19 protein-coding genes are annotated in these 20,340 nt (G+C 36.6%); 16 read left to right on the top strand and 3 right to left on the bottom strand.

What is annotated here, in order from left to right; translation table 11 throughout:
- Positions 1–98: 98 nt before the first annotated feature.
- Complete coding sequence (gene plsY, locus EDC24_RS03760; protein WP_124219856.1) at positions 99–680, bottom strand: glycerol-3-phosphate 1-O-acyltransferase PlsY; 582 nt, start codon at positions 678–680, stop codon at positions 99–101.
- Positions 681–856: 176 nt separating this feature from the next.
- Here plsY and EDC24_RS03755 point away from each other — a divergent pair, with 176 nt between their 5' ends.
- The 15 genes from EDC24_RS03755 to EDC24_RS03685 all read left to right on the top strand — a co-directional run bounded on the left by EDC24_RS03755 (position 857) and on the right by EDC24_RS03685 (position 16,921).
- Positions 857–1,285, top strand: a complete 429-nt coding sequence (locus EDC24_RS03755) for a CoA-binding protein (protein ID WP_245997958.1) — start codon at positions 857–859, stop codon at positions 1,283–1,285.
- 68 nt (positions 1,286–1,353) lie between these two features.
- A complete protein-coding gene (parE, locus tag EDC24_RS03750; protein WP_124219853.1) occupies positions 1,354–3,327 on the top strand; it encodes a DNA topoisomerase IV subunit B in 1,974 nt (657 codons plus the stop codon).
- A gap of 11 nt (positions 3,328–3,338) precedes the next feature.
- The gene (gene parC, locus EDC24_RS03745; RefSeq protein ID WP_124219851.1) at positions 3,339–5,789 is read left to right on the top strand and encodes a DNA topoisomerase IV subunit A; all 2,451 of its coding nucleotides are present in this window, start codon (positions 3,339–3,341) and stop codon (positions 5,787–5,789) included.
- 174 nt (positions 5,790–5,963) lie between these two features.
- On the top strand, positions 5,964–6,521 hold the full coding sequence (locus tag EDC24_RS03740) for a hypothetical protein (protein WP_124219850.1): 558 nt from the start codon (positions 5,964–5,966) through the stop codon (positions 6,519–6,521).
- A 93-nt stretch (positions 6,522–6,614) separates the two neighbouring features.
- Positions 6,615–7,577, top strand: a complete 963-nt coding sequence (locus EDC24_RS03735; protein ID WP_124219848.1) for a phosphotransferase enzyme family protein — start codon at positions 6,615–6,617, stop codon at positions 7,575–7,577.
- Between the two features lie 106 nt (positions 7,578–7,683).
- Complete coding sequence (locus EDC24_RS03730) at positions 7,684–8,277, top strand: TetR/AcrR family transcriptional regulator (RefSeq protein ID WP_124219846.1); 594 nt, start codon at positions 7,684–7,686, stop codon at positions 8,275–8,277.
- A gap of 106 nt (positions 8,278–8,383) precedes the next feature.
- Positions 8,384–9,526: an acyl-CoA dehydrogenase gene (locus tag EDC24_RS03725; RefSeq protein ID WP_124219845.1), complete on the top strand. Its 1,143-nt coding sequence runs from the start codon at positions 8,384–8,386 to the stop codon at positions 9,524–9,526.
- A 20-nt stretch (positions 9,527–9,546) separates the two neighbouring features.
- The gene (locus EDC24_RS03720; RefSeq protein WP_170158456.1) at positions 9,547–9,849 is read left to right on the top strand and encodes an AMP-binding enzyme; all 303 of its coding nucleotides are present in this window, start codon (positions 9,547–9,549) and stop codon (positions 9,847–9,849) included.
- Between the two features lie 15 nt (positions 9,850–9,864).
- Positions 9,865–11,211, top strand: coding sequence for an acetyl-CoA carboxylase biotin carboxylase subunit (locus EDC24_RS03715; RefSeq protein ID WP_124219842.1), 1,347 nt, complete (start codon positions 9,865–9,867; stop codon positions 11,209–11,211).
- A gap of 12 nt (positions 11,212–11,223) precedes the next feature.
- Entirely contained in the window at positions 11,224–11,436 is a 213-nt protein-coding gene (locus tag EDC24_RS03710; RefSeq protein ID WP_124219840.1) for an acetyl-CoA carboxylase biotin carboxyl carrier protein subunit, read from the top strand.
- 15 nt (positions 11,437–11,451) lie between these two features.
- On the top strand, positions 11,452–12,354 hold the full coding sequence (locus EDC24_RS03705; RefSeq protein ID WP_124219838.1) for a hydroxymethylglutaryl-CoA lyase: 903 nt from the start codon (positions 11,452–11,454) through the stop codon (positions 12,352–12,354).
- A 12-nt stretch (positions 12,355–12,366) separates the two neighbouring features.
- Entirely contained in the window at positions 12,367–13,146 is a 780-nt protein-coding gene (locus EDC24_RS03700; RefSeq protein WP_124219836.1) for an enoyl-CoA hydratase-related protein, read from the top strand.
- A 16-nt stretch (positions 13,147–13,162) separates the two neighbouring features.
- Positions 13,163–14,692 carry an acyl-CoA carboxylase subunit beta gene (locus EDC24_RS03695; protein WP_124219834.1) on the top strand — a complete coding sequence of 510 codons (1,530 nt, stop codon included), beginning with the start codon at positions 13,163–13,165 and terminating at the stop codon, positions 14,690–14,692.
- 55 nt (positions 14,693–14,747) lie between these two features.
- Entirely contained in the window at positions 14,748–16,397 is a 1,650-nt protein-coding gene (locus EDC24_RS03690; RefSeq protein WP_124219832.1) for an FAD-binding dehydrogenase, read from the top strand.
- Between the two features lie 104 nt (positions 16,398–16,501).
- Entirely contained in the window at positions 16,502–16,921 is a 420-nt protein-coding gene (locus tag EDC24_RS03685) for a magnetosome magnetite crystal formation protein family (protein WP_124219830.1), read from the top strand.
- Positions 16,922–16,959: 38 nt separating this feature from the next.
- On the opposite strand, the gene EDC24_RS03680 is transcribed toward EDC24_RS03685, so the two are convergent.
- Positions 16,960–18,906: an AMP-binding protein gene (locus EDC24_RS03680; RefSeq protein ID WP_425455171.1), complete on the bottom strand. Its 1,947-nt coding sequence runs from the start codon at positions 18,904–18,906 to the stop codon at positions 16,960–16,962.
- A gap of 454 nt (positions 18,907–19,360) precedes the next feature.
- Here EDC24_RS03680 and EDC24_RS03675 point away from each other — a divergent pair, with 454 nt between their 5' ends.
- Positions 19,361–20,026, top strand: coding sequence for a DUF421 domain-containing protein (locus tag EDC24_RS03675; RefSeq protein WP_124219829.1), 666 nt, complete (start codon positions 19,361–19,363; stop codon positions 20,024–20,026).
- 32 nt (positions 20,027–20,058) lie between these two features.
- Here the strand turns inward: EDC24_RS03675 and EDC24_RS03670 are convergent, their stop codons facing one another.
- A complete protein-coding gene (locus EDC24_RS03670; RefSeq protein WP_124219827.1) occupies positions 20,059–20,328 on the bottom strand; it encodes a DUF3006 domain-containing protein in 270 nt (89 codons plus the stop codon).
- Between the last annotated feature and the right edge of the window lie 12 nt (positions 20,329–20,340).

Here is a 20,340-nt window from a genome sequence, read left to right as displayed (position 1 = left end):
CACCTTTCAATGTAGATGTATGTGATAATGTAAGGTAATAGGTGTATATCCACGTTTTTAAATAATTAAAAGGAGCCACCGTGAAAAGGGGCTCCTGATTACATCCAGCTAATTTTTGGTTCAGTTTTATCCTTTATACGCTTAATATTAGTTCTGTGTCTGTAAATCACAAAAGTAGCCAATAATAATGTCACAATGATTAATCCTAAATCTTGCATAATAATTGCTGTGATAAAGGCAACAAGGCCTGTCAACATTGATGCTAATGATACATATTTAGAAAGTTTAAGAAAAACAAAAAATGATATGACCAAAATGAAAAATAACAGTGGGCTAACGCCTAATAAGACTCCGCCTGACGTTGCCACGGCTTTTCCACCTCGAAATTTTGCGAATAAAGGGTAAGTATGACCAATAACAGCAAAAGCCCCTACGATTAATGGTTGTAATTCAGGTGCTAACATGATGACGATTACAACTGGTATTGTACCTTTCAAAATGTCCTTAATAGACACAACTAGTCCTGCTTTAACACCTAAAACACGAAAGGTGTTGGTACCACCTAAATTTCCGCTGCCATGTTCTCTAATGTCTATTTGATAAAAGAGTTTGCCGATTATTAAAGCTGATGGAATTGATCCAAATATATAAGCTATTAATGCATAAATGATATATTCCATTTATGTTCCTCCATAACTGTCTGTAACTATTTATTAACATATTATATTCTATCAAATCTTAATATAAGAAAGAAGTGGTATTTTAAAATAAAAGTTATGAGTAATAACCTTTAGATTGAGAAAATATCCAAAAAAAGCTATTCTTAAAGTAAATAATATTAAACTTTAGGAGGTTTATGATGAATAATCCTACTAACGAAGAATTAAAGCAAGTTTTAAAGACCACCTCTACTATTGCTGTTGTCGGCTTATCAGACAATCCAGAGCGGACGAGTTATCAGATATCAAAAATCATGCAAGAACAAGGTTACCGTATCATTCCGGTTAATCCTAATGTTCATGAAGTACTAGGTGAAAAAGCATATGATCGTCTGCAAGATGTAGAAGAGAAAATAGATTTAATTAACGTTTTCAGAAGGTCTGAATACTTATATGAAGTGGCAAAAGATGCTATCGAAACAGATGCTAAAGTATTTTGGGCACAATTAGGTGTATCGGACGAAAATGCCTATGAACTATTGAAACAACACGACTTTACCGTCATAATGGATTTATGTATCAAAGTCGTGCATTCTGTGACAATAGGGAATCGAGATCAAGGATAAAATCTCTGTTCGAAAACAGGGATTTTATTATCTCATAGCGAATCTTTATTACAGATGTCATAAAGAGAATGAGGAAAGGGGTCGTACGATTGTCTCAATCAAATCAAGCTTATAATGACGATTCAATACAAGTACTAGAAGGATTAGATGCCGTAAGAAAACGACCTGGTATGTATATCGGGAGTACGGACCATCGTGGTTTACATCATTTAGTTTACGAAGTTGTAGATAACGCGGTCGATGAAGCATTAGCAGGATTCGGAAACAAAATAGAAGTAATTATTCATAAAGATGAATCCATAACCGTTAAAGATTCTGGAAGAGGTATGCCAACTGGACTACATAAAACAGGCAAACCAACACCTGAAGTCATATTTACAGTCTTGCATGCTGGCGGTAAGTTTGGCCAAGGGGGATACAAAACCAGTGGTGGATTACACGGAGTTGGTGCCTCTGTTGTAAATGCGCTATCAGAATGGCTAGAAGTGAGCATATGTCGCGATGGCACAAAGCATTTACAGCGATTTGAGAATGGTGGTAAACCTGTAACGGGTCTTGAACAAAAAGGTAATACGAATAAATCCGGTACGACGATTAGGTTTAAGCCTGACCCGTCTATTTTTAACCAAGTACATTTTCAGTTTGATATATTATCTGAACGACTACGCGAATCAGCATTCTTATTAAAAGGAATAGAAATTGTTCTAAAAGATGAGCGTACGGAGGTTGAAGAATCTTATAAATATCCAGATGGTTTAGAGTCGTTCGTTCAATATCTGAACGAAGAAAAAGACGGTCTCCATCCAGTTATATCATTTGAAGGCATACAAAAGGAAATCGAAGTTGATTTCGCATTTCAATACAATGATGGTTACAGTGAGAATATTTTATCTTTTGTAAATAACGTTCGAACTAAAGACGGGGGAACGCATGAATCAGGATCCAAAACGGCGATCACAAGAGCATTCAACGATTACGCCCGTAAAATGCAATTACTTAAAGAAAAAGATAAAAACTTAGATGGTAATGATATACGAGAAGGATTTACAGCTGTCATTTCAACAAGAATACCTGAACAATTGTTACAATTCGAGGGTCAAACAAAAAGTAAGCTCGGGACTCCCGAAGCAAGAAGTGTTGTTGAAAGTATTGTAGCAGAGCAATTAGCTTACTTCTTAGAGGAAAACCCTGATGTTTCTAAAATGCTTATTAAAAAGGCAGTTAAAGCAAGAGATGCAAGGGAAGCTGCTCGTAAAGCGCGTGAAGACGCACGAAACGGTAAAAAACGTAAGAAAAGAGACTCACTATTAAGCGGTAAATTAACACCAGCTCAATCTAAAAACCCTAAAAAGAACGAATTATTTTTAGTTGAGGGTGATTCTGCAGGAGGTTCGGCAAAGCAAGGTCGTGATCGTCGCTTCCAAGCTGTCTTACCGTTAAGAGGTAAAGTAATTAACACAGAAAAAGCGAAAATTGATGATATTTTCAAAAACGAAGAAATTGCAACAATCATTCATACAATCAATGCTGGAGTCGGATCTGATTTTGATGTTGAAGATTCACAATATGATAAAGTCATTATCATGACAGACGCAGATACAGACGGAGCACATATTCAAGTATTACTTTTAACGTTCTTCTATCGTTATATGAAGCCTTTAATTGAACAAGGGAAGATTTATATAGCATTACCGCCTTTATTTAAAGTTTCAAAAGGAAAAGGTAAGAAGAAGAAAGAAGATTATGCCTGGGACGAAGATGAGATGCAAAAGCTTCTAAAAGAATATAAAAACGGCTATACCATTCAACGTTACAAAGGTCTAGGTGAAATGAATGCTGATCAACTTTGGGAGACGACGATGAATCCAGAAACACGAACTCTTATTAGGGTTACGATTGAAGACGTGGCAAGAGCTGAGCGACGTGTGACAACTCTAATGGGAGATAAAGTTGAACCAAGACGTAAATGGATCGAATCGAATGTGGCGTTTGGTATGGACGATGATGATTCCATTTTAGATAACGAAAGATTGCATAGCTAGGAGGAAGTACGTTGGCAGAACAAGCGAAATATTTAGATTTACCATTAGAAGAAGTTATTGGCGATCGTTTTGGTCGTTACAGTAAATACATTATTCAAGATCGTGCCCTGCCTGATGCTCGCGACGGGTTGAAACCTGTGCAAAGACGTATCTTGTACGCCATGCACCAAGAGCGAAATACACATGATAAACCGTTTCGTAAATCAGCTAAAACAGTCGGTACCGTGATCGGGAATTACCATCCACATGGTGATTCGTCTGTTTATGAAGCTTTAGTACGTTTGAGCCAGACTTGGAAAGTACGTCAAGAGCTCGTTGAAATGCACGGTAACAACGGAAGCATTGATGGGGATCCGCCTGCAGCTATGCGTTATACAGAAGCACGGTTATCAGGCATTGCTTCTGAACTTCTGCGTGATATTGAGAAAGATACCGTTGATTTTATTCCGAACTTTGATGATACAGACTACGAACCAATCGTCTTACCGGCGAAGTTTCCTAACCTTCTAGTGAATGGCTCGACAGGTATTTCTTCAGGTTATGCTACAGAAATTCCGCCGCATAATCTTGGTGAGGTCATTGACACTGTCATTAAGAAGATTCAGAAACCAGATGCTACTGTAGACGAACTCATGAAAACATTACCAGGTCCAGATTTTCCAACTGGCGGTATTATCCAAGGAAAAGACGGCATTAAAAAGGCTTATGAAACGGGTAAAGGTAAAATTGTTGTTCGTGGTTTAACAGAAATCACACCTTTAAAAGGTGGTAAGGAACAGATTGTTATAACGGAATTACCTTTTGAAGTAAATAAGGCAAATCTGGTTAAAAAATTTGATGAACTTCGAATTGACCGTAAAATAGAAGGGATCTCAGAAGTTCGTGACGAAACAGACCGCACAGGTTTAAGAATCGTCATCGAACTGAAAAAAGATGCCGATAGCACAGGAATCTTAAATTACTTATATAAAAATACAGATTTACAAATATCGTTTAACTTTAATATGGTTGCGATTGCTAATAAAACACCTAAAGTCATGAATCTAACAGAGCTATTAGATTCATATATTGTCCATCAACGCGAAGTCGTTAAGAGACAAACTGAGTTTGATTTAAATAAAGCAAGAGATCGCGCTCACATCGTAGAAGGTCTGATTTATGCGATATCGATTTTAGATGAAGTTATTGCAACAATCCGTGCATCGAAAGATAAGAAAGATGCGAAAGAACAGCTAAAGCAAAAGTATCAATTCACCGAGAAACAAGCAGAAGCAATTGTTATGCTTCAACTTTATCGCTTAACGAATACAGACATTACCGAACTACAAGAAGAAGCAGATGAACTCAAGAAACGTATTGAAGAGTTAGCCGCTATATTAAATGATGAAAAACGTTTAATGCAGGTCATCGTGAAAGATTTAAAGAAAGTTAAAAAGAACTATCAATCTAATCGTTTAACGAAAATTGAATCAGAGATTGAAGAGCTTAAAGTTAATGTAGAAGTCATGGTTCCATCAGAAGATGTCATAGTTTCAATTACGAAAGATGGCTATATTAAACGAACTAGTATACGCTCGTTCAATGCATCCAATGTAGATGATCTTCAAAAGAAAGATGAGGACCGCTTGTTACAGCTTATGGAGATCAACACGACGGATACGCTGTTATTATTCACAGACAAAGGTCATTACCTTTATGTCCCAGTACACGAATTGCCGGATATTAAGTGGAAAGACATGGGACAGCATATCGCCAATATCATTCCAATTGAACGTGATGAACATATCATCAAAGTGATGCCGATTAGAGATTTTAAGCAAGAACAATATATATTATCCATCACGAAAAAGGGTATGATCAAAAAGTCAGAACTAAGTCTACACCAGGTGCAGCGTTACTCTAAACCTATTACGGCTATTAAGCTAAAAAATGACGATGAAGTCGTTAATGTCCATTTAACCAATGGTCATCAGGATATATTCTTAGCTTCTAATACTGGTAATGGTCTTTGGTTCCATGAAAGTGACTTAAACGCAGTCGGAGTAAAAACAGCTGGTGTAAAATCGATGAATTTAAAAGAAGGCGAATATGTCGTTAACGGTGAAGTGTTCGATGACTTACAAAATCCGTCCTTATTTGTCGCCACACAAAGAGGAGCTTGTAAACGCATGAACATTTCCGAATTTGACCAATCCACCCGTGCCAAACGAGGATTGGTCATGCTCCGAGAACTGAAGCGTAATCCGCACCGAATTGTTGGCTTCCATATCGTCCACGACGATACGACGATCATCTTAGAAACTGAAAAAGGAACAATCAAACAAGTCTTACCACTCGAATACCGAGAAGGGGACCGATATAGTAACGGTTCGTTTGTCATTGATACAGATGATGAAGGAACAGTGGTGTCAACACAAGTTGAAGCAAAGTATTTCAAGTATTTTGAGCAAAATGATGATTAAACAAATAGCGCAAATGTTAAATATTTAACTTAAAATAACTACTAGATTGAACATCAATTTAGTAGTTATTTTTTGTTGTATAAACTCCTACTGTAAAGAAACATAATTTCCTTTCTTTTATGTTAAAATAACTGTAATTGCAAATATTCTGACTCATTTTGAGGAGGAGATTTTTTGAAAAAATATTTATTTCTTGCTGCGTTCTGTTTGTTAGTGGGTTGTGGTCAAGAGGCAAACGGGAACTCAGAAATTAGTAAAAAAATAAATGAAGAATTAGGTATTACACCATATTTACCTGAGGTAGAATATCCGATTGCTAATGTAAATGTAGAATATACTCCAGTTATTGAAGATGATGAAGTTGTAAATGGTGATCCATGGAATGCTGTTGTTCAATATAATATTTCACTTGATGAAAAAGTAGATGAAGATTTTATAAGATCTTGGGAAGAGAATAATCCACGCAAAGAAATTATTTATGGTGAATTATATAAGGATCCCACAGCAATTATAGTAAATGTTAATGGCACGCAAACTAATCTAGAATCTGCTGAAACTATAGAAATTGAAGGCCATAAAGTTCAATTTCAACATATTGAAAGAGAATCAGAGACAGTTATTATGCTTATAGACTTTGAAGATATAAACTACAAAATCCTATACTTCGTTGATGAAAATGATATTCAAGAGGAAGCGAAGGCATTTGCCAAAGAAATAATAAATAATTATTAAAAAATATTGTGGGTAATGAAAATGATTTTTAAAATGACAACACAGATGCGCGTATCAAACTTTTTTAAAGAAGTATGAAAAAGGTGAATTAAATTGGAGATAAAAACAAAACACTCGTTAATTAAAGATAGCTCAATAATGGAGTTAATGAATTACTATGATCTACCTAAAATTAATAACTGTGAATTTCTCACCAGAGGATTAAATGACAGTTACTTAATAACAACGAGAAGAGATAATTATATATTTCGAATCTACCGTCATAATTGGAGAACAGAAAATGATATATTGTTCGAACTTGGTTTTCTATGCCATCTTAAAGAATATGGTCAACATGTTGCTACTCCAATCAAGACCAAAGATGATGCTTGGCTAATTAATATTGATGCACCAGAAGGAATAAGGTATGGGGTATTATTTACATATGCTAAAGGTCAAAGACCAGAAATAAACGAAGAAGATTGTCTGTTAATGGGTAAATCATTAGGGTTACTACATAACTGTTCTGATACTTTCAAACATGATAATGATAGAAGTTTTAGCTTGAACTTTGATCATCTATTAAATGAGCCACTATCAGTTATATCACCTATAATTCATAATATTTTTGGAGAAGAACAAGTACAATTTTTAGAACATACGACTACAAACATTATAAATGAATTAAAAAATAGAAATCTTGATTATGGTATTTGTCATGGTGATTTTCACAATTTTAACATGCATTTAAGTAATCGGGACTTAGAGGTATTTGATTTTGATTGTTGCGGGTATGGTTATCGGGCTTATGATATAGCCGTGTTTTGGTGGAATTTGAAAAGTAATTATCCTCAATTAGAAGAGGATTGTTGGAAGGCGTTCTTAAAGGGTTACAGGTCTCAAAGAAGTCTGTCAGAAGAAGATATGAAAAGTCTGCCATTGTTTGTTACTGCCAGAAGAATTTGGCTAGTTGGAACGATGATTAATAATGATGATGTGTGGGGTAGAAATTGGATTAATCAATCTAATTTAACTAACTTTCTTAAAGATTTAAAGAAAGATATAGGCACATTTTAATGAAACATATGGCTAGAATATTCAACTTCACATAAGGTTCATATGCTCCTATAATAATTTGATATTTTACAAAATTGTGATAAGATGAAGTCAAAAGGAGGGGGTTATGTCGGAATTACGGGACAAAATTATAAAGAACTCGTTAGAACTTTTTTCTTCTAATGGCTATCACGGTGTGTCGGTGAATGATATCGTTCAGCAATGTGAAACGTCTAAAGGTGGGTTTTATCATCACTTTAAGTCTAAGGATGAGTTACTGTATGTCATTCATGATACGTTTATCTTGTATGTCTTAAATGAAGCGAATCAAGCCAAAAAACGATATGACCGTCCGATGTTTCAGCTAGAGGAAATGTTAAGAGCTTTAGTGAGAGTTTATGATTTGTATAATGAACACATTATTGTATTTAACCAAGAATATAAGTACTTAAAGCAAGAATATAATGAGCTTATTAAACAAAAACGCGATCGCTACGAAGAAATACTAAAAGAAGTCATCGAAGAAGGGCAACAGTGTGGTGAAATACGACAAGAACTACCAACGACGATAACAAGCATGTCAATTTTAGGAATGGTGAACTGGACCTATCAATGGTATAAAAAAGACGGACCAAAAACGATCGATCAAATTGCATCAACGTACATAGACATCATCTTTAGAGGATTATTAACAACAGAAGCACTAGAAGAATATCAATGATCTAAATTTACGTATTTAGATTTTATTTTATCGCTTTTATAAAAGCGTTTTCATTTGGTGTTAAACAGACCAACTAGTCGGTCTATCATATAAGGGGGATGTCAAATTGAACTTTGAATTAACGAAAGAACAAGAAATGATTAGGAAAATGGTGCGTGATTTTGCAACTGAAAAAATAGCACCAAGAGCGATTGATATTGACGTCAATGCAAAGTTTCCGGAAGATCTTTTTAAAGAAATGGGTGAGCTTGGCTTACTCGGAATTCCTTTTCCTGAGGAAGTCGGTGGCTCGGGTGGCGATACTGTATCGTATGCCTTAGCTGCTGAAGAAATTGCTCGCGTTTGTGGCAGTACAGGTCTTAGTTATGCAGCAGCCGTTTCATTAGGTTCAAGTCCAATCTATTATTTTGGTACTGATGAGCAAAAGGAAAAGTTCTTAAAACCACTGGCTTCTGGTGAAGCTTTAGGTTCCTTTGGTTTAACAGAGCCTAATGCAGGTTCTGATGCAGGCGGTACGAAAACGACAGCGAAGATTGACGGTGAAGATTATGTAATTAATGGTGAGAAATGTTTTATTACCAATGCATCTTATGCTAAACAAATTATCGTCACAGCTGTCACTGGTAAAGATGACCGTGGTAAGAACATTATCTCAGCAATCATTGTTCCGACAGATACACCTGGAATTACGATTACGGATAATTATGACAAGATGGGAGTACGAGGATCTAATACTGCTGAAATTGTTTTAGAGGATGTTCGGGTACCTAAAGAGAATTTATTAGGAGACCCTGAAAAAGGTTTTAAACAATTTTTATATACCTTAGATGGTGGACGTATTTCAATTGCAGCCTTAGGAGTTGGAATTGCCCAGGCATCATTGGATAAAGCTTTGGAATATGCAAAAGAACGCAAACAATTCGGCCAATCGATTTCGAACTTCCAAGCGATTCAATTTAAATTAGCTGATATGGCGATGGAAGTTGAATTAGCTAGAAACATGGTTTTAAAAGCCGCTTGGTTAAAAGATCAAGGTAAAAATTTCACAAAAGAAGCCGCTTATGCGAAGTTATTTGCAAGTGAAACAGCTACTCGTAATGCCAATGAAGCCATACAAATTCATGGCGGTTACGGTTACATGCGTGAATATGAAGTGGAACGTTATTTACGAGATGCTAAATTACTTGAAATTGGTGAAGGTACATCTGAAATACAACGCTTAGTCATTGCACGACAATTCGGCTGCTAAGTTGTAAAGGAGGTCATATGATGTCAGGCAATCATGAAGCTCAAGATTTACACAAAATTGAATTTATTTTAAATGAACATCCTGATGTTGATCAGGCTTTAGTCGTGAGTGTTCCAACACCGAGTGAAGGTGAAAAACTCGTGGCATGGGTTGTAAAAGATATAAATAGTGAATTGTCCACTCAAGAATTAGTTAATTTCTTAGAAGACAAGTCAGACAATCAAGTTCCAGATCATATTGAACTTACCGACGAATTTCCAATGACCCCAAGCGGTAAAGTTCAAAAGTTAAAGCTGATCGAGTTATCTAAAGACTTGGTTTAATAAAGGAGAGATTTCATGTTTAAATCAGTTTTAATCGCCAACAGAGGAGAAATCGCTAGGCGTATTATTAAAACATGCAAGCGCCTTAATATACGGACGATTGCCGTTTATTCTGAGGCAGACCAAGATTCTCCGCACGTTCATGAAGCTGACGAAGCTCATTTAATTGGGCCACCTAGAGTTTCAGATAGTTATTTAAATGTAGATAAAGTAATTGAAGTTGCTAAAGAAACTAAAGCAGAAGCCATTCACCCTGGATATGGGTTGCTCAGTGAAAATACCGATTTCTCAAAGCGCATTCAAGATGAAGGGATAACGTTTATTGGTCCTGATCCTTATGCAATTGAGCAAATGGGAAGTAAATTAACCGCGAGAAAAACAATGGATCAAGCCGGTGTACCTATTATACCTGGAACGCAAGACGCTATTGCTAATGCAGAAGAAGCCATTGATTATGCAAACAAAATAGGCTATCCGGTTATGTTAAAAGCATCTCATGGCGGTGGTGGAATAGGTATGCAAATCGTTAATAGTGATGAGGAATTAACTAAAGCGTTTGAAAGTAATGCTCGTCGTGCTGAACAATTTTTCGGTAATGGGACGATGTTTATAGAGAAAGTCATCGAACATGCCCATCACGTTGAGATTCAGCTTTTAGCTGATCATCATGGAAATGTTATTCATTTGTTTGACCGTGAATGTTCGGTTCAAAGACGGCATCAAAAAGTAATCGAAGAGGCTCCATCACCGTTATTAACAGAAGAAACAAGAGAAAGAATGGCAGACGCTGCGATTAAAGCAGCTAAAGCAATCGATTATAAAAACGCTGGAACAATTGAATTTTTAGTTGATGAAGACCAAAACTTCTACTTCCTAGAAATGAATACAAGATTACAAGTTGAGCACCCAGTTACTGAAAAGATCACCGGAGTAGATTTAGTCGAACAACAACTAAACGTCGCATATGGAAAAGTGCTCTCAATTAAACAAGAGGATTTAATGATCAACGGTCATTCAATAGAAGCTAGAATTTATGCTGAAGACCCTAAAACATTTTTCCCATCACCTGGTACGATTACCGATTTAAAACTACCAGAAGGTGATCATATTAGGCATGATGTAGCTGTAAAAGCTAACTATCAAGTCACACCCTATTACGACCCAATGATTGCAAAGTTAATTGTAACTGGGGATACGCGACTTGATGCGATTGAAAAAATGAAAGATGCACTGGATGGCTATCACGTTGAAGGCATCAAAACGAATATTCCATTACTTAAAGATGTCGTAGTTTCAGAAGCATTTAAAGAAGGTCATACAAGAACGTCATTTATTCAAGACCATATTTTAATTAACCAATAGGAGGTATTTAGAATGAATCAACTAGTAGCAAACATGGCAGGAAACGTATGGAAAGTAGTTGTAAGTGAAGGAGACCAAGTAAACAGTGGAGATGACATCGTCATTTTAGAATCGATGAAAATGGAAATTCCGATCGCTGCTGAAGCAGGTGGTTCTATTAAGGAACTAAAAGTTAACGAAGGTGACTTTGTTAACGAAGGTGACGTTATTGCGATTATTGAATAAAAGGAGAATGAATCTATGAATCTTCCAAAGCATGTAACCATTAAAGAAGTAGGCCCTCGTGATGGATTACAAAATGAAAAGGAAGAAATCAAGACAGAAGATAAAATTGAATGGATTAATCAATTGTCCAGAACAGGTTTATCTTATATTGAGATCACATCATTCGTCCACCCGAAATGGATTCCTCAACTGAAAGATGCGATTGATGTGGCCAAATCAATTAAGCGTGAAAAAGGGTTAACCTATGCTGCGCTTGTCCCTAATATGAAAGGGTTAGAAGGCGCGTTAGAAGCAGATGTCGATGAAGTATCGATCTTTATGTCAGCAAGCGAATCGCATAATAAAAAGAATATCAACAAGTCGATTGATGAGACTTATCCGATACTTAAAGAGGTTGTTGACGAAGCAAAAGGTTCTAATAAAACCGTTAGAGGTTACCTATCAACTGTTTTTGGCTGTCCATATGATGGAGCCGTAGATGAACAACAAGTCATCGACATTTGTAAACGTTTATTTGATATGGGCATTGATGAGTTATCGTTAGGCGATACAATTGGAGTAGCCAATCCGATTCAAGTAAGAAACTTTTTAAGTTTAATAGAAAATGAGTTTCCGAAAGATCAAATTGCGCTACACTTCCATGATACAAGAGGAATGGCTTTAGCTAACACATTAGTATCACTAGAAAAAGGCTATTATATGTTTGACGGCTCAGTAGGTGGTTTAGGTGGTTGCCCATATGCAAAGGGGGCGTCCGGAAATGTAGCGACAGACGACCTAGTGTACATGCTTCATGATATGGGCATAGAAACTGGTATCAAATTAGATCATTTATTAAAGGCCGGAGATTTTATTCAGCAAAAGATTAATAATCCACTACCGAGTAAACAGATGAATATATTTCAAAAAACTTCCTAAGGAGGGAGTCAATTGAGTACGGTTACTTTTGAAATCGTTGATTCTTATATTGGTGTCATTAAACTTAATCGTCCAGAAGCTGCCAATGCGTTTTCGCGTCAATTATTGGCCGATTTTCATGACGTATTAGAACTTGTTGAACAAAAAGATGACTTAAGAGCTGTTGTGATCACATCTGAAGGTGAAAAAGCATTTTGTGCAGGAGCAGATTTAAAAGAAAGACGGACCATGACTCAAGATGAAGTAGTTGATACCGTTAATGAAATAGGCCGCGTCGTGACAAGAGTAGATGACTTAAAGGTGCCAACCATTGCGGCTATTAACGGAGCAGCTTTTGGTGGTGGGTTAGAACTTGCTTTAGCTTGTGACATACGCGTTGCTAGCAACAATGCCAAAATGGGATTAACCGAAACGTCACTCGCGATCATCCCTGGTGCTGGCGGAACACAACGTTTAGCGCGATTAATTGGCTTAGCTAAAGCGAAGTATTACATTTTAACTGCTAAGCGTTTCGATAGTCTAGAAGGTAGAGAAATAGGCTTGATTGAGGAAGTTGTTTCTTTAGATGAACTTTCTAATAAAGCCTTAGACATTGCAGTACAAATTGCATCGAATGGTCCAGTTGGCGTGAAAATAGCTAAACAAGCGATTAATGTTGGTTTTGACCATGATCTTCAAACAGGATTAAAGATTGAAAAAGATTGTTATATGCATACGATTCCTACAGAAGACAGACTGGAAGCATTACAGGCTTTTAAAGAAAAGAGAAAACCTAATTTTAAAGGTAAATAACCGAAAGGGTGAGAAAATGGCTAAAAACGAATTTCATGAAGAAATACGCGAGCGAATTGAAAATGGCGGCGCTGAGAAGTATCACGAGAAAAATGCTGAAAAAGGAAAAATGTTCGTTCGTGAACGCTTAAATAGATTGTTCGATGATGATTTGGATGTTGAAGATGCATTCTTTGCCAATTGTATGGACGATAGTTTACCGGCTGATGGCGTTGTGACAGGTATTGGTAAGATAAATGGCCAAACCGTTTGTGTAATGGCCAACGACTCGACTGTCAAAGCAGGCTCATGGGGAAAAAGAACCGTTGAGAAGATCATTAGAATTCAAGAAACGGCTATGAAACTAGAAGTTCCGATGCTTTATTTAGTTGACTCAGCTGGTGCACGTATTACAGATCAAATCGAAATGTTCCCTAATCGTCGTGGAGCTGGTCGTATTTTCTATAACCAAGTTCAGATGTCAGGTCGAGTTCCGCAAATTTGCTTATTATTTGGTCCATCTGCTGCTGGTGGAGCTTACATACCAGCCTTTTGCGACATTGTCGTCATGGTTGATGGTAATGCTTCAATGTATCTCGGTTCACCTCGCATGGCTGAAAAAGTCATTGGTGAGAAAGTGTCGCTTGAAGAAATGGGTGGCGCCAAGATGCATTGCTCGGTTTCAGGTGTCGGGGATGTATTGGTTTCAAGTGAACAAGAAGCCATTGAGTATGCCCAAAAGTATTTAACGTACTTTCCTGAAAACTTCAGAAGCAAACCTCCCGTTCAAGAGGCTATTAAACCAGAGTCATTTGAAAAGTCTATTGGTGATCTAATCCCAGAAAATCAGAACGCACCATTTGATATGTATGAATTAATCAAACGTTTGATTGATGAAGATAGTTTCTGTGAAATCAAGCGTGAGTTTGCGAAAGAAATTATCACAGGTCTTGCTAGAATTAATGGTCAGACAGTCGGAATAATCGCTAATCAGCCACGTATGAAAGGTGGCGTGTTATTCCATGATTCGGCTGATAAGGCTGCTAAATTCATTCAGTTATGTGATGCCTTTAATATTCCGCTGATTTTCCTTGCAGACATTCCTGGGTTCATGATTGGAACGAAGGTTGAGCGTGCTGGAATTATCCGTCATGGTGCTAAGATGATCTCAGCGATGAGTGAAGCATCAGTTCCTAAAATTTCCGTTGTTGTACGTAAAGCTTATGGCGCTGGTTTGTATGCGATGGCTGGTCCGGCATTTGAACCTGATGTAACGATCGCTTTACCTACAGCCCAAATTGCGGTTATGGGACCAGAAGCAGCTGTGAACGCTGTCTATGCTAATAAGATTGCAGAACTTCCAGAAGAAGAGCGTCCAGCATTTATTAAAGAAAAACAAGAAGAATACAAAGAAAATATCGATATTTACCGTTTAGCATCAGAAATGGTAATCGATGATATTGTTCAACCAGATGATCTACGAGATCATCTAAATAAGCGTCTGGAAGCTTATCAATCTAAAAATCTAACGTTTACAGAACGAAAACATGGTGTATACCCTGTTTAACGACCGAGACCTCGCTTAATATAAGCGAGGTCTTTTGCTAAAGGAGGGCATTAATATGAACTATGATGTGATCGTTGTAGGTGCGGGGTTAGCTGGTTTAGTTGCAACGGCTGAAATCGCAGATAAAGGGAAGTCAGTATTATTATTGGATCAAGAGCCTGAACAGTCCTTAGGCGGCCAAGCCTGGTGGTCATTTGGTGGACTATTTTTAATAGATTCACCAGAACAGCGAAAAATGGGAATTAAAGATTCGAAAGAATTAGCTTACCAAGATTGGATGGGTTCAGCAGGTTTTGATCGGTTAGAAGATGAAGATTACTGGGCTAAACAATGGGCTGAAGCTTATGTGGAATTCGCTGCTAATGAAAAACGTGAATGGCTTAAATCGTTGGGAATTAAATTCTTTCCTGTCGTTGGTTGGGCTGAGCGTGGCGGTTATTTAGCAGATAGTCATGGTAATTCTGTTCCTCGATTTCATATCGTATGGGGAACTGGGCCAGCTATAGTAGAAGCATTTGAGAAACGAGTGCGCCAACATATTGAACAAGGTCGTGTTAATTATCTACCACGACATCGAGTAGATAGTTTACTAATTAACGACGGAACCGTTATGGGAGTAAGTGGTTCTATTTTAGTACCTAGTAACGTCAAACGCGGTGAGAAAAGCTCGAGTAACGTAATCGATGAATTTACTTATAAAACAGATCATGTCGTGATCTCAAGTGGTGGTATTGGAGCTAACTTTGATTTAATACGTCAAAACTGGCCTGAGAGACTTCATAACCCACCTAAACACATGATATCTGGAGTGCCTGATCATGTTGATGGTCGAATGCTAGATATAAGTGAGCAATCCGGTGCTAGAATCGTTAATCGTGATCGAATGTGGCACTACACAGAAGGTATTAAAAATCATTCGCCTGTTTGGACGGATCATGGAATCAGGATTTTACCAGGCCCCTCGTCCATGTGGTTAGACGCTGAAGGAAATCGCTTTGAAGCGCCAAATTTTCCTGGGTTTGATACGTTAGGTACATTGGAAACCATTATGAAAACAGGGTATGATTACTCTTGGTTTATATTAACTCAAGAGATTATTGAGAAAGAATTTGCGTTATCCGGTTCTGAACAAAACCCGGATCTAACTGGTAAAAGCTTCAAAAAATTATTAGAACGATTGAAGAAGGGAGCACCTAGTCCGGTACAAGCCTTTATGGACAAAGGAGAAGATTTCATTGTGTGTGACAATCTAACGGATTTAGTCGATCAAATGAACCAGTTAACAGGTCTGGATTTACTTAATGAAGAACATATCAGGCGTCAGATAGAAGCTCGAGACCGAGAATTAGAAAACAAATTCACAAAAGACCTTCAAATTACAGCTTTAAGAGGATCTAGGCACTACCGAGGCGATCGACTTATTCGAACAGCCAAACCTCATAAACTATTAGACCCTAAAAGTGGACCTTTAATTGCAGTAAAGCTTAATATCATTAGTCGTAAGACATTAGGTGGCTTACAGACGAACCTATCTGGACAAGTCTTAAACGAACAAGGTGAGCCAATTAACGGATTGTATGCTGCAGGTGAAGCGTCAGGGTTTGGAGGCGGTGGTTTACACGGCTACCGAGCATTAGAAGGTTCATTTTTAGGTGGGTGTTTATTTACAGGTAAAATCGTAGGAGAACATATAGGAAATAAATAGTATACCATAATAATATTATGTAAACTTAAATAATTCTACTTTAATTATTTATTTATGAGATGCTATAATAGTAAAAAGATTATGCAAAAGACAGAGGAGTATATATGAACTTTACGATCCAGGAAAAACTATTATCTATTATTCCACACATTATTGCATTACTACCGATTCCATTACTGAACATTGTACTAGTGTATGTTTATAGAATGATCGTAGGAAATGATTCCTTACTTGTAGAGAACCATACACGAAATAACATTAACTTTCAGCTTAGTTACCAGATTTATTTATTATGCTTATTTTTATTGATTAACTTGATTGCATTTGCTTCATCAACCTTTGATATAACGGCCATTGATCTATCACCGTTATTAACGATTATCGGCGTTGGAGTTGGTCTTATCACGATTGGGCTTTTATTAATTCTAGGGTTAGTCATAACAGCTATTTTGATTTTTGCAATAGTAAAAGCTCTTTTAGGAGAATATATCAAGTTTCCTCTTACAATACGTTTCCTAAAATAATAAAGACAGGGGCAAGCATTTGTCCCTGTCTTTTAATATTATAGATTAACTTTTTTTCCTAATTGTCTAATCTGTTCAACGACATCAGGATTCTCTAATGCTGATAGATCACCAGCGTCTTTATCTAAGTAAGCGGCTTTAATAGCTCGGCGCATCACTTTAGCATTCCGTGTTTTAGGTAAGTCTTCAACAATATGAACAATTCTCGGCGCAATCGCCTTACCGAGGCGCTGAATGGCATGATCCACCAATGCTTCAGTGAATGGTTCATTAGCCATTGAAGAGTCTTTTACAACAACAAATGCTACAGGTTTTTCACCTTTCACTTCATCTGGAACACCTATAACCCCAGCTTCTATAACGTCATCTAACTCTACAAATACAGATTCTAACTCAGCAGGGCCCAATCGTTTACCTGCGACATTGAGCGTATCGTCAGATCGGCCTGTAATCGTATAAAAGCCTTCGTCATCTAAAATAACCCAATCACCGTGTACCCAAGTATCTTTATACCGGTTCCAATATGTATTTTCATAGCGTTCATTTTCCTTATAAAACCCATTCGTCATCCCGACCCAAGGTTGTTTGATTACGAGTTCACCAACTTCATTTTTAACAGATTGGCCATCGTCATCATAGACATCGACATCCATACCAGGTAGAGCCGCATTAAAAGAAACTGGAGCAATTGGTTTTACTAGAACATTTCCGAAAATCCCACCAGAGATCTCAGTTCCACCTGAATAGTTAAAAATCGGAACTTTCCGGTTGCAAACTTTATTAAATAACCACATCCAAGGCTCTTCATTCCATGGTTCACCGGTTGAACTAATCATTTTTAACGACGATAGATCGTTATTCGTTACATAGCTTTCATCTAAATTCATAATAGAACGAATTAACGTAGGTGAGATCCCTAAATGCGTCACTTGATGACGTTCAACAATCTCCCAAATACGGCTTGGAGTCGGATAATCAGGCGTTCCTTCAAACATCATGATTGTTGCGCCATTTAATAGCCCTCCGTAAACTAAGAATGGTCCCATCATCCAGCCCATGTCCGTGTACCAAAATAAAGTATCTCTTTTACAAACATCCATACATATGCCTGCATCAAAAGCAGACTTAATTGGAAAACCATTATGCGTATGAAGGGCACCTTTTGGCTTACCAGTAGTCCCAGATGTATAAATAATCATATAAGGGTCATTTGCATTTGTTTCCTTAGTTTTATAACCACTTTGACTCGACCGAATTTCGTTCCAGGATACATCATGATCTTTCCAATCAACATTCTCATTCGTTCGATTGACGACGATCACATGTTCTAAAGAAGGGGAGGAGGCTGCAGCTTGATCTGCTTCTTGTTTTAAATTGACAACTTTACCTCTACGATAAAATCCATCTGCTGTTATTAAATACTTCGCACTAGCAGCATTAATACGCTTAGCGACAGCTTCTGATTTATAACCAGAAAAAGCAGGAGAGAAGATCGCACCGAGTTTTGAAATGGCTAACATAGCAATAACCGTCTCAGGAATCATAGGCATATAAATGGTTGCGACATCTTGTTCACGCATACCTAAGCTCTCAAAACCATTAGCCATACGATTAACTTCTTCATAAAGCTCTGAAAAAGTATATTTAATAACTGATCCGTCATCAGACTCCCATATTAAAGCGTTTTCATTTTTCATCGAAGTATCAAATGCCCATTTATCTAAAGCATTATGCACGACATTTAACTTGCCATTCACAAACCAATCAGGATACATAATGCCTTGATCTAAGTTTAGAACTTGGTCATAATTCTGATACCACTCAATATTTAAAGCATTCACAGCCTGATCCCAGAAAGACCTAATATCCTGAATGGAATGTTGATAGTAATCATCATAAGAGCTAAAGCCAGATTTTTGCATAAGATCATAAAGACGCGTTTGTTTAATATAATCATTAGTTGGATTCCAAACAGCTTTTGACACTATAAAACCTCCTAAATAAGAAAATTCTTAATTATAATAATACTATAAATTACAGCTCGATGAAATACTAAGCATATGAAGTTAGCCATTTGACGCTATTTTAGTTTTTAAAATATCTTCCTATAATGTATCTTATGTAAACCTAAAATAATAAAAAACATTTGGCACCATAATAAATCGTTAAGTTCATATATACTCCTCTGTCTTTTGCAAAATCTTTTTACTATTATAGCATCTCATATTGTTAAGTGCCTTCTTACACTACTTCCCCTTAATAAATATATGAGAGATTATTCAGTATTGAACAAGAAATTTCTCGAAACTTGAAATGCTCCTATCTTTAGCGTCACAAGTAATAAATAATTGGATTTTCTTCCTCTAGGTGCATGTAAGTTGAACGAATAAACATACTAATATTAGATAATTCTTTGTTTAGTTTAGGATGGTTTACCCCATGCTATTGTTCATTGGTCAAATTATGCTATTATTTTCGATTTATATATTCTCAGTGCGTTTATTAGGTAAATCAGCTATTGCACAGCTTACCGCTCATGATTTTGGAGCGATTTTCTTTTTAGCTTATTTACTGTTTGGTTCACTTGAAGTTGATGGTGTTACACAAGGTTTAGTTGGTGTTTTAGTTGTGATCTTATTATATTTAGTCATATCTAAATTGACTCTTATTAATAAGTTAAATAAATATTTAGCTGGTGAATCAACCTATCTAATAAAAAACGGAAAAGTAATGAAGCGAAATTTGAAAAGATCGCGATTTACATTATCTGAACTTTTATCAAGTATTAGAACAGCGGGATATTTTGACTTAAGTGATGTTGATTTTGCTTTATTAGAACCGAATGGTGAGATTAGCATTCTTCCGAAACGAGATAAAGGATTTTTAACCCCCAGTCATTTAAATATATCAGTAGAAGATCGAGGTCTTCCTATTATTGTGATTATGGAAGGCATCATTCAACATCAACATCTCGATTTAATTGATCAAGACGATGATTGGTTAAAAGATCAATTGCAGAAACTAGGATATGAAGATATAAGTAATATATTTTTAGCAACAGTAAAAAGTAAAGATCTTACTTTAGAAGTTTACTTAGAAAATTAAAAGCCAATGGTTTCTCCATTGGCTTTTTAGAACTACTTCTTTTTAAATTTGCTTCCTTTACTTTTGGTTTTTAAATGATTTAATTTTTCATCAACTCGAGTTTGTATCTCTTCTGTCTTACTTTGGTTGAGTTTTATATTATTGACCGTGCTTTCTCCGTCAAGTTCAATGGTTAACCAACTTCCTTCTTCAGATTTTGCGGGTAGTTGGCTAGGGTTTAATTTAATTTCTTGATTGTTTTCCTCAATTAAAACCACAACATTTCCGTCTTCAATACGGTCAATTACACCACTATAGATCATCTATTATCCATC

Source organism: Aquisalibacillus elongatus (assembly GCF_003843875.1).
GTDB lineage: Bacteria > Bacillota > Bacilli > Bacillales > Alkalibacillaceae > Aquisalibacillus > Aquisalibacillus elongatus.
This window is presented reverse-complemented; position numbering and strand designations above follow the sequence as displayed.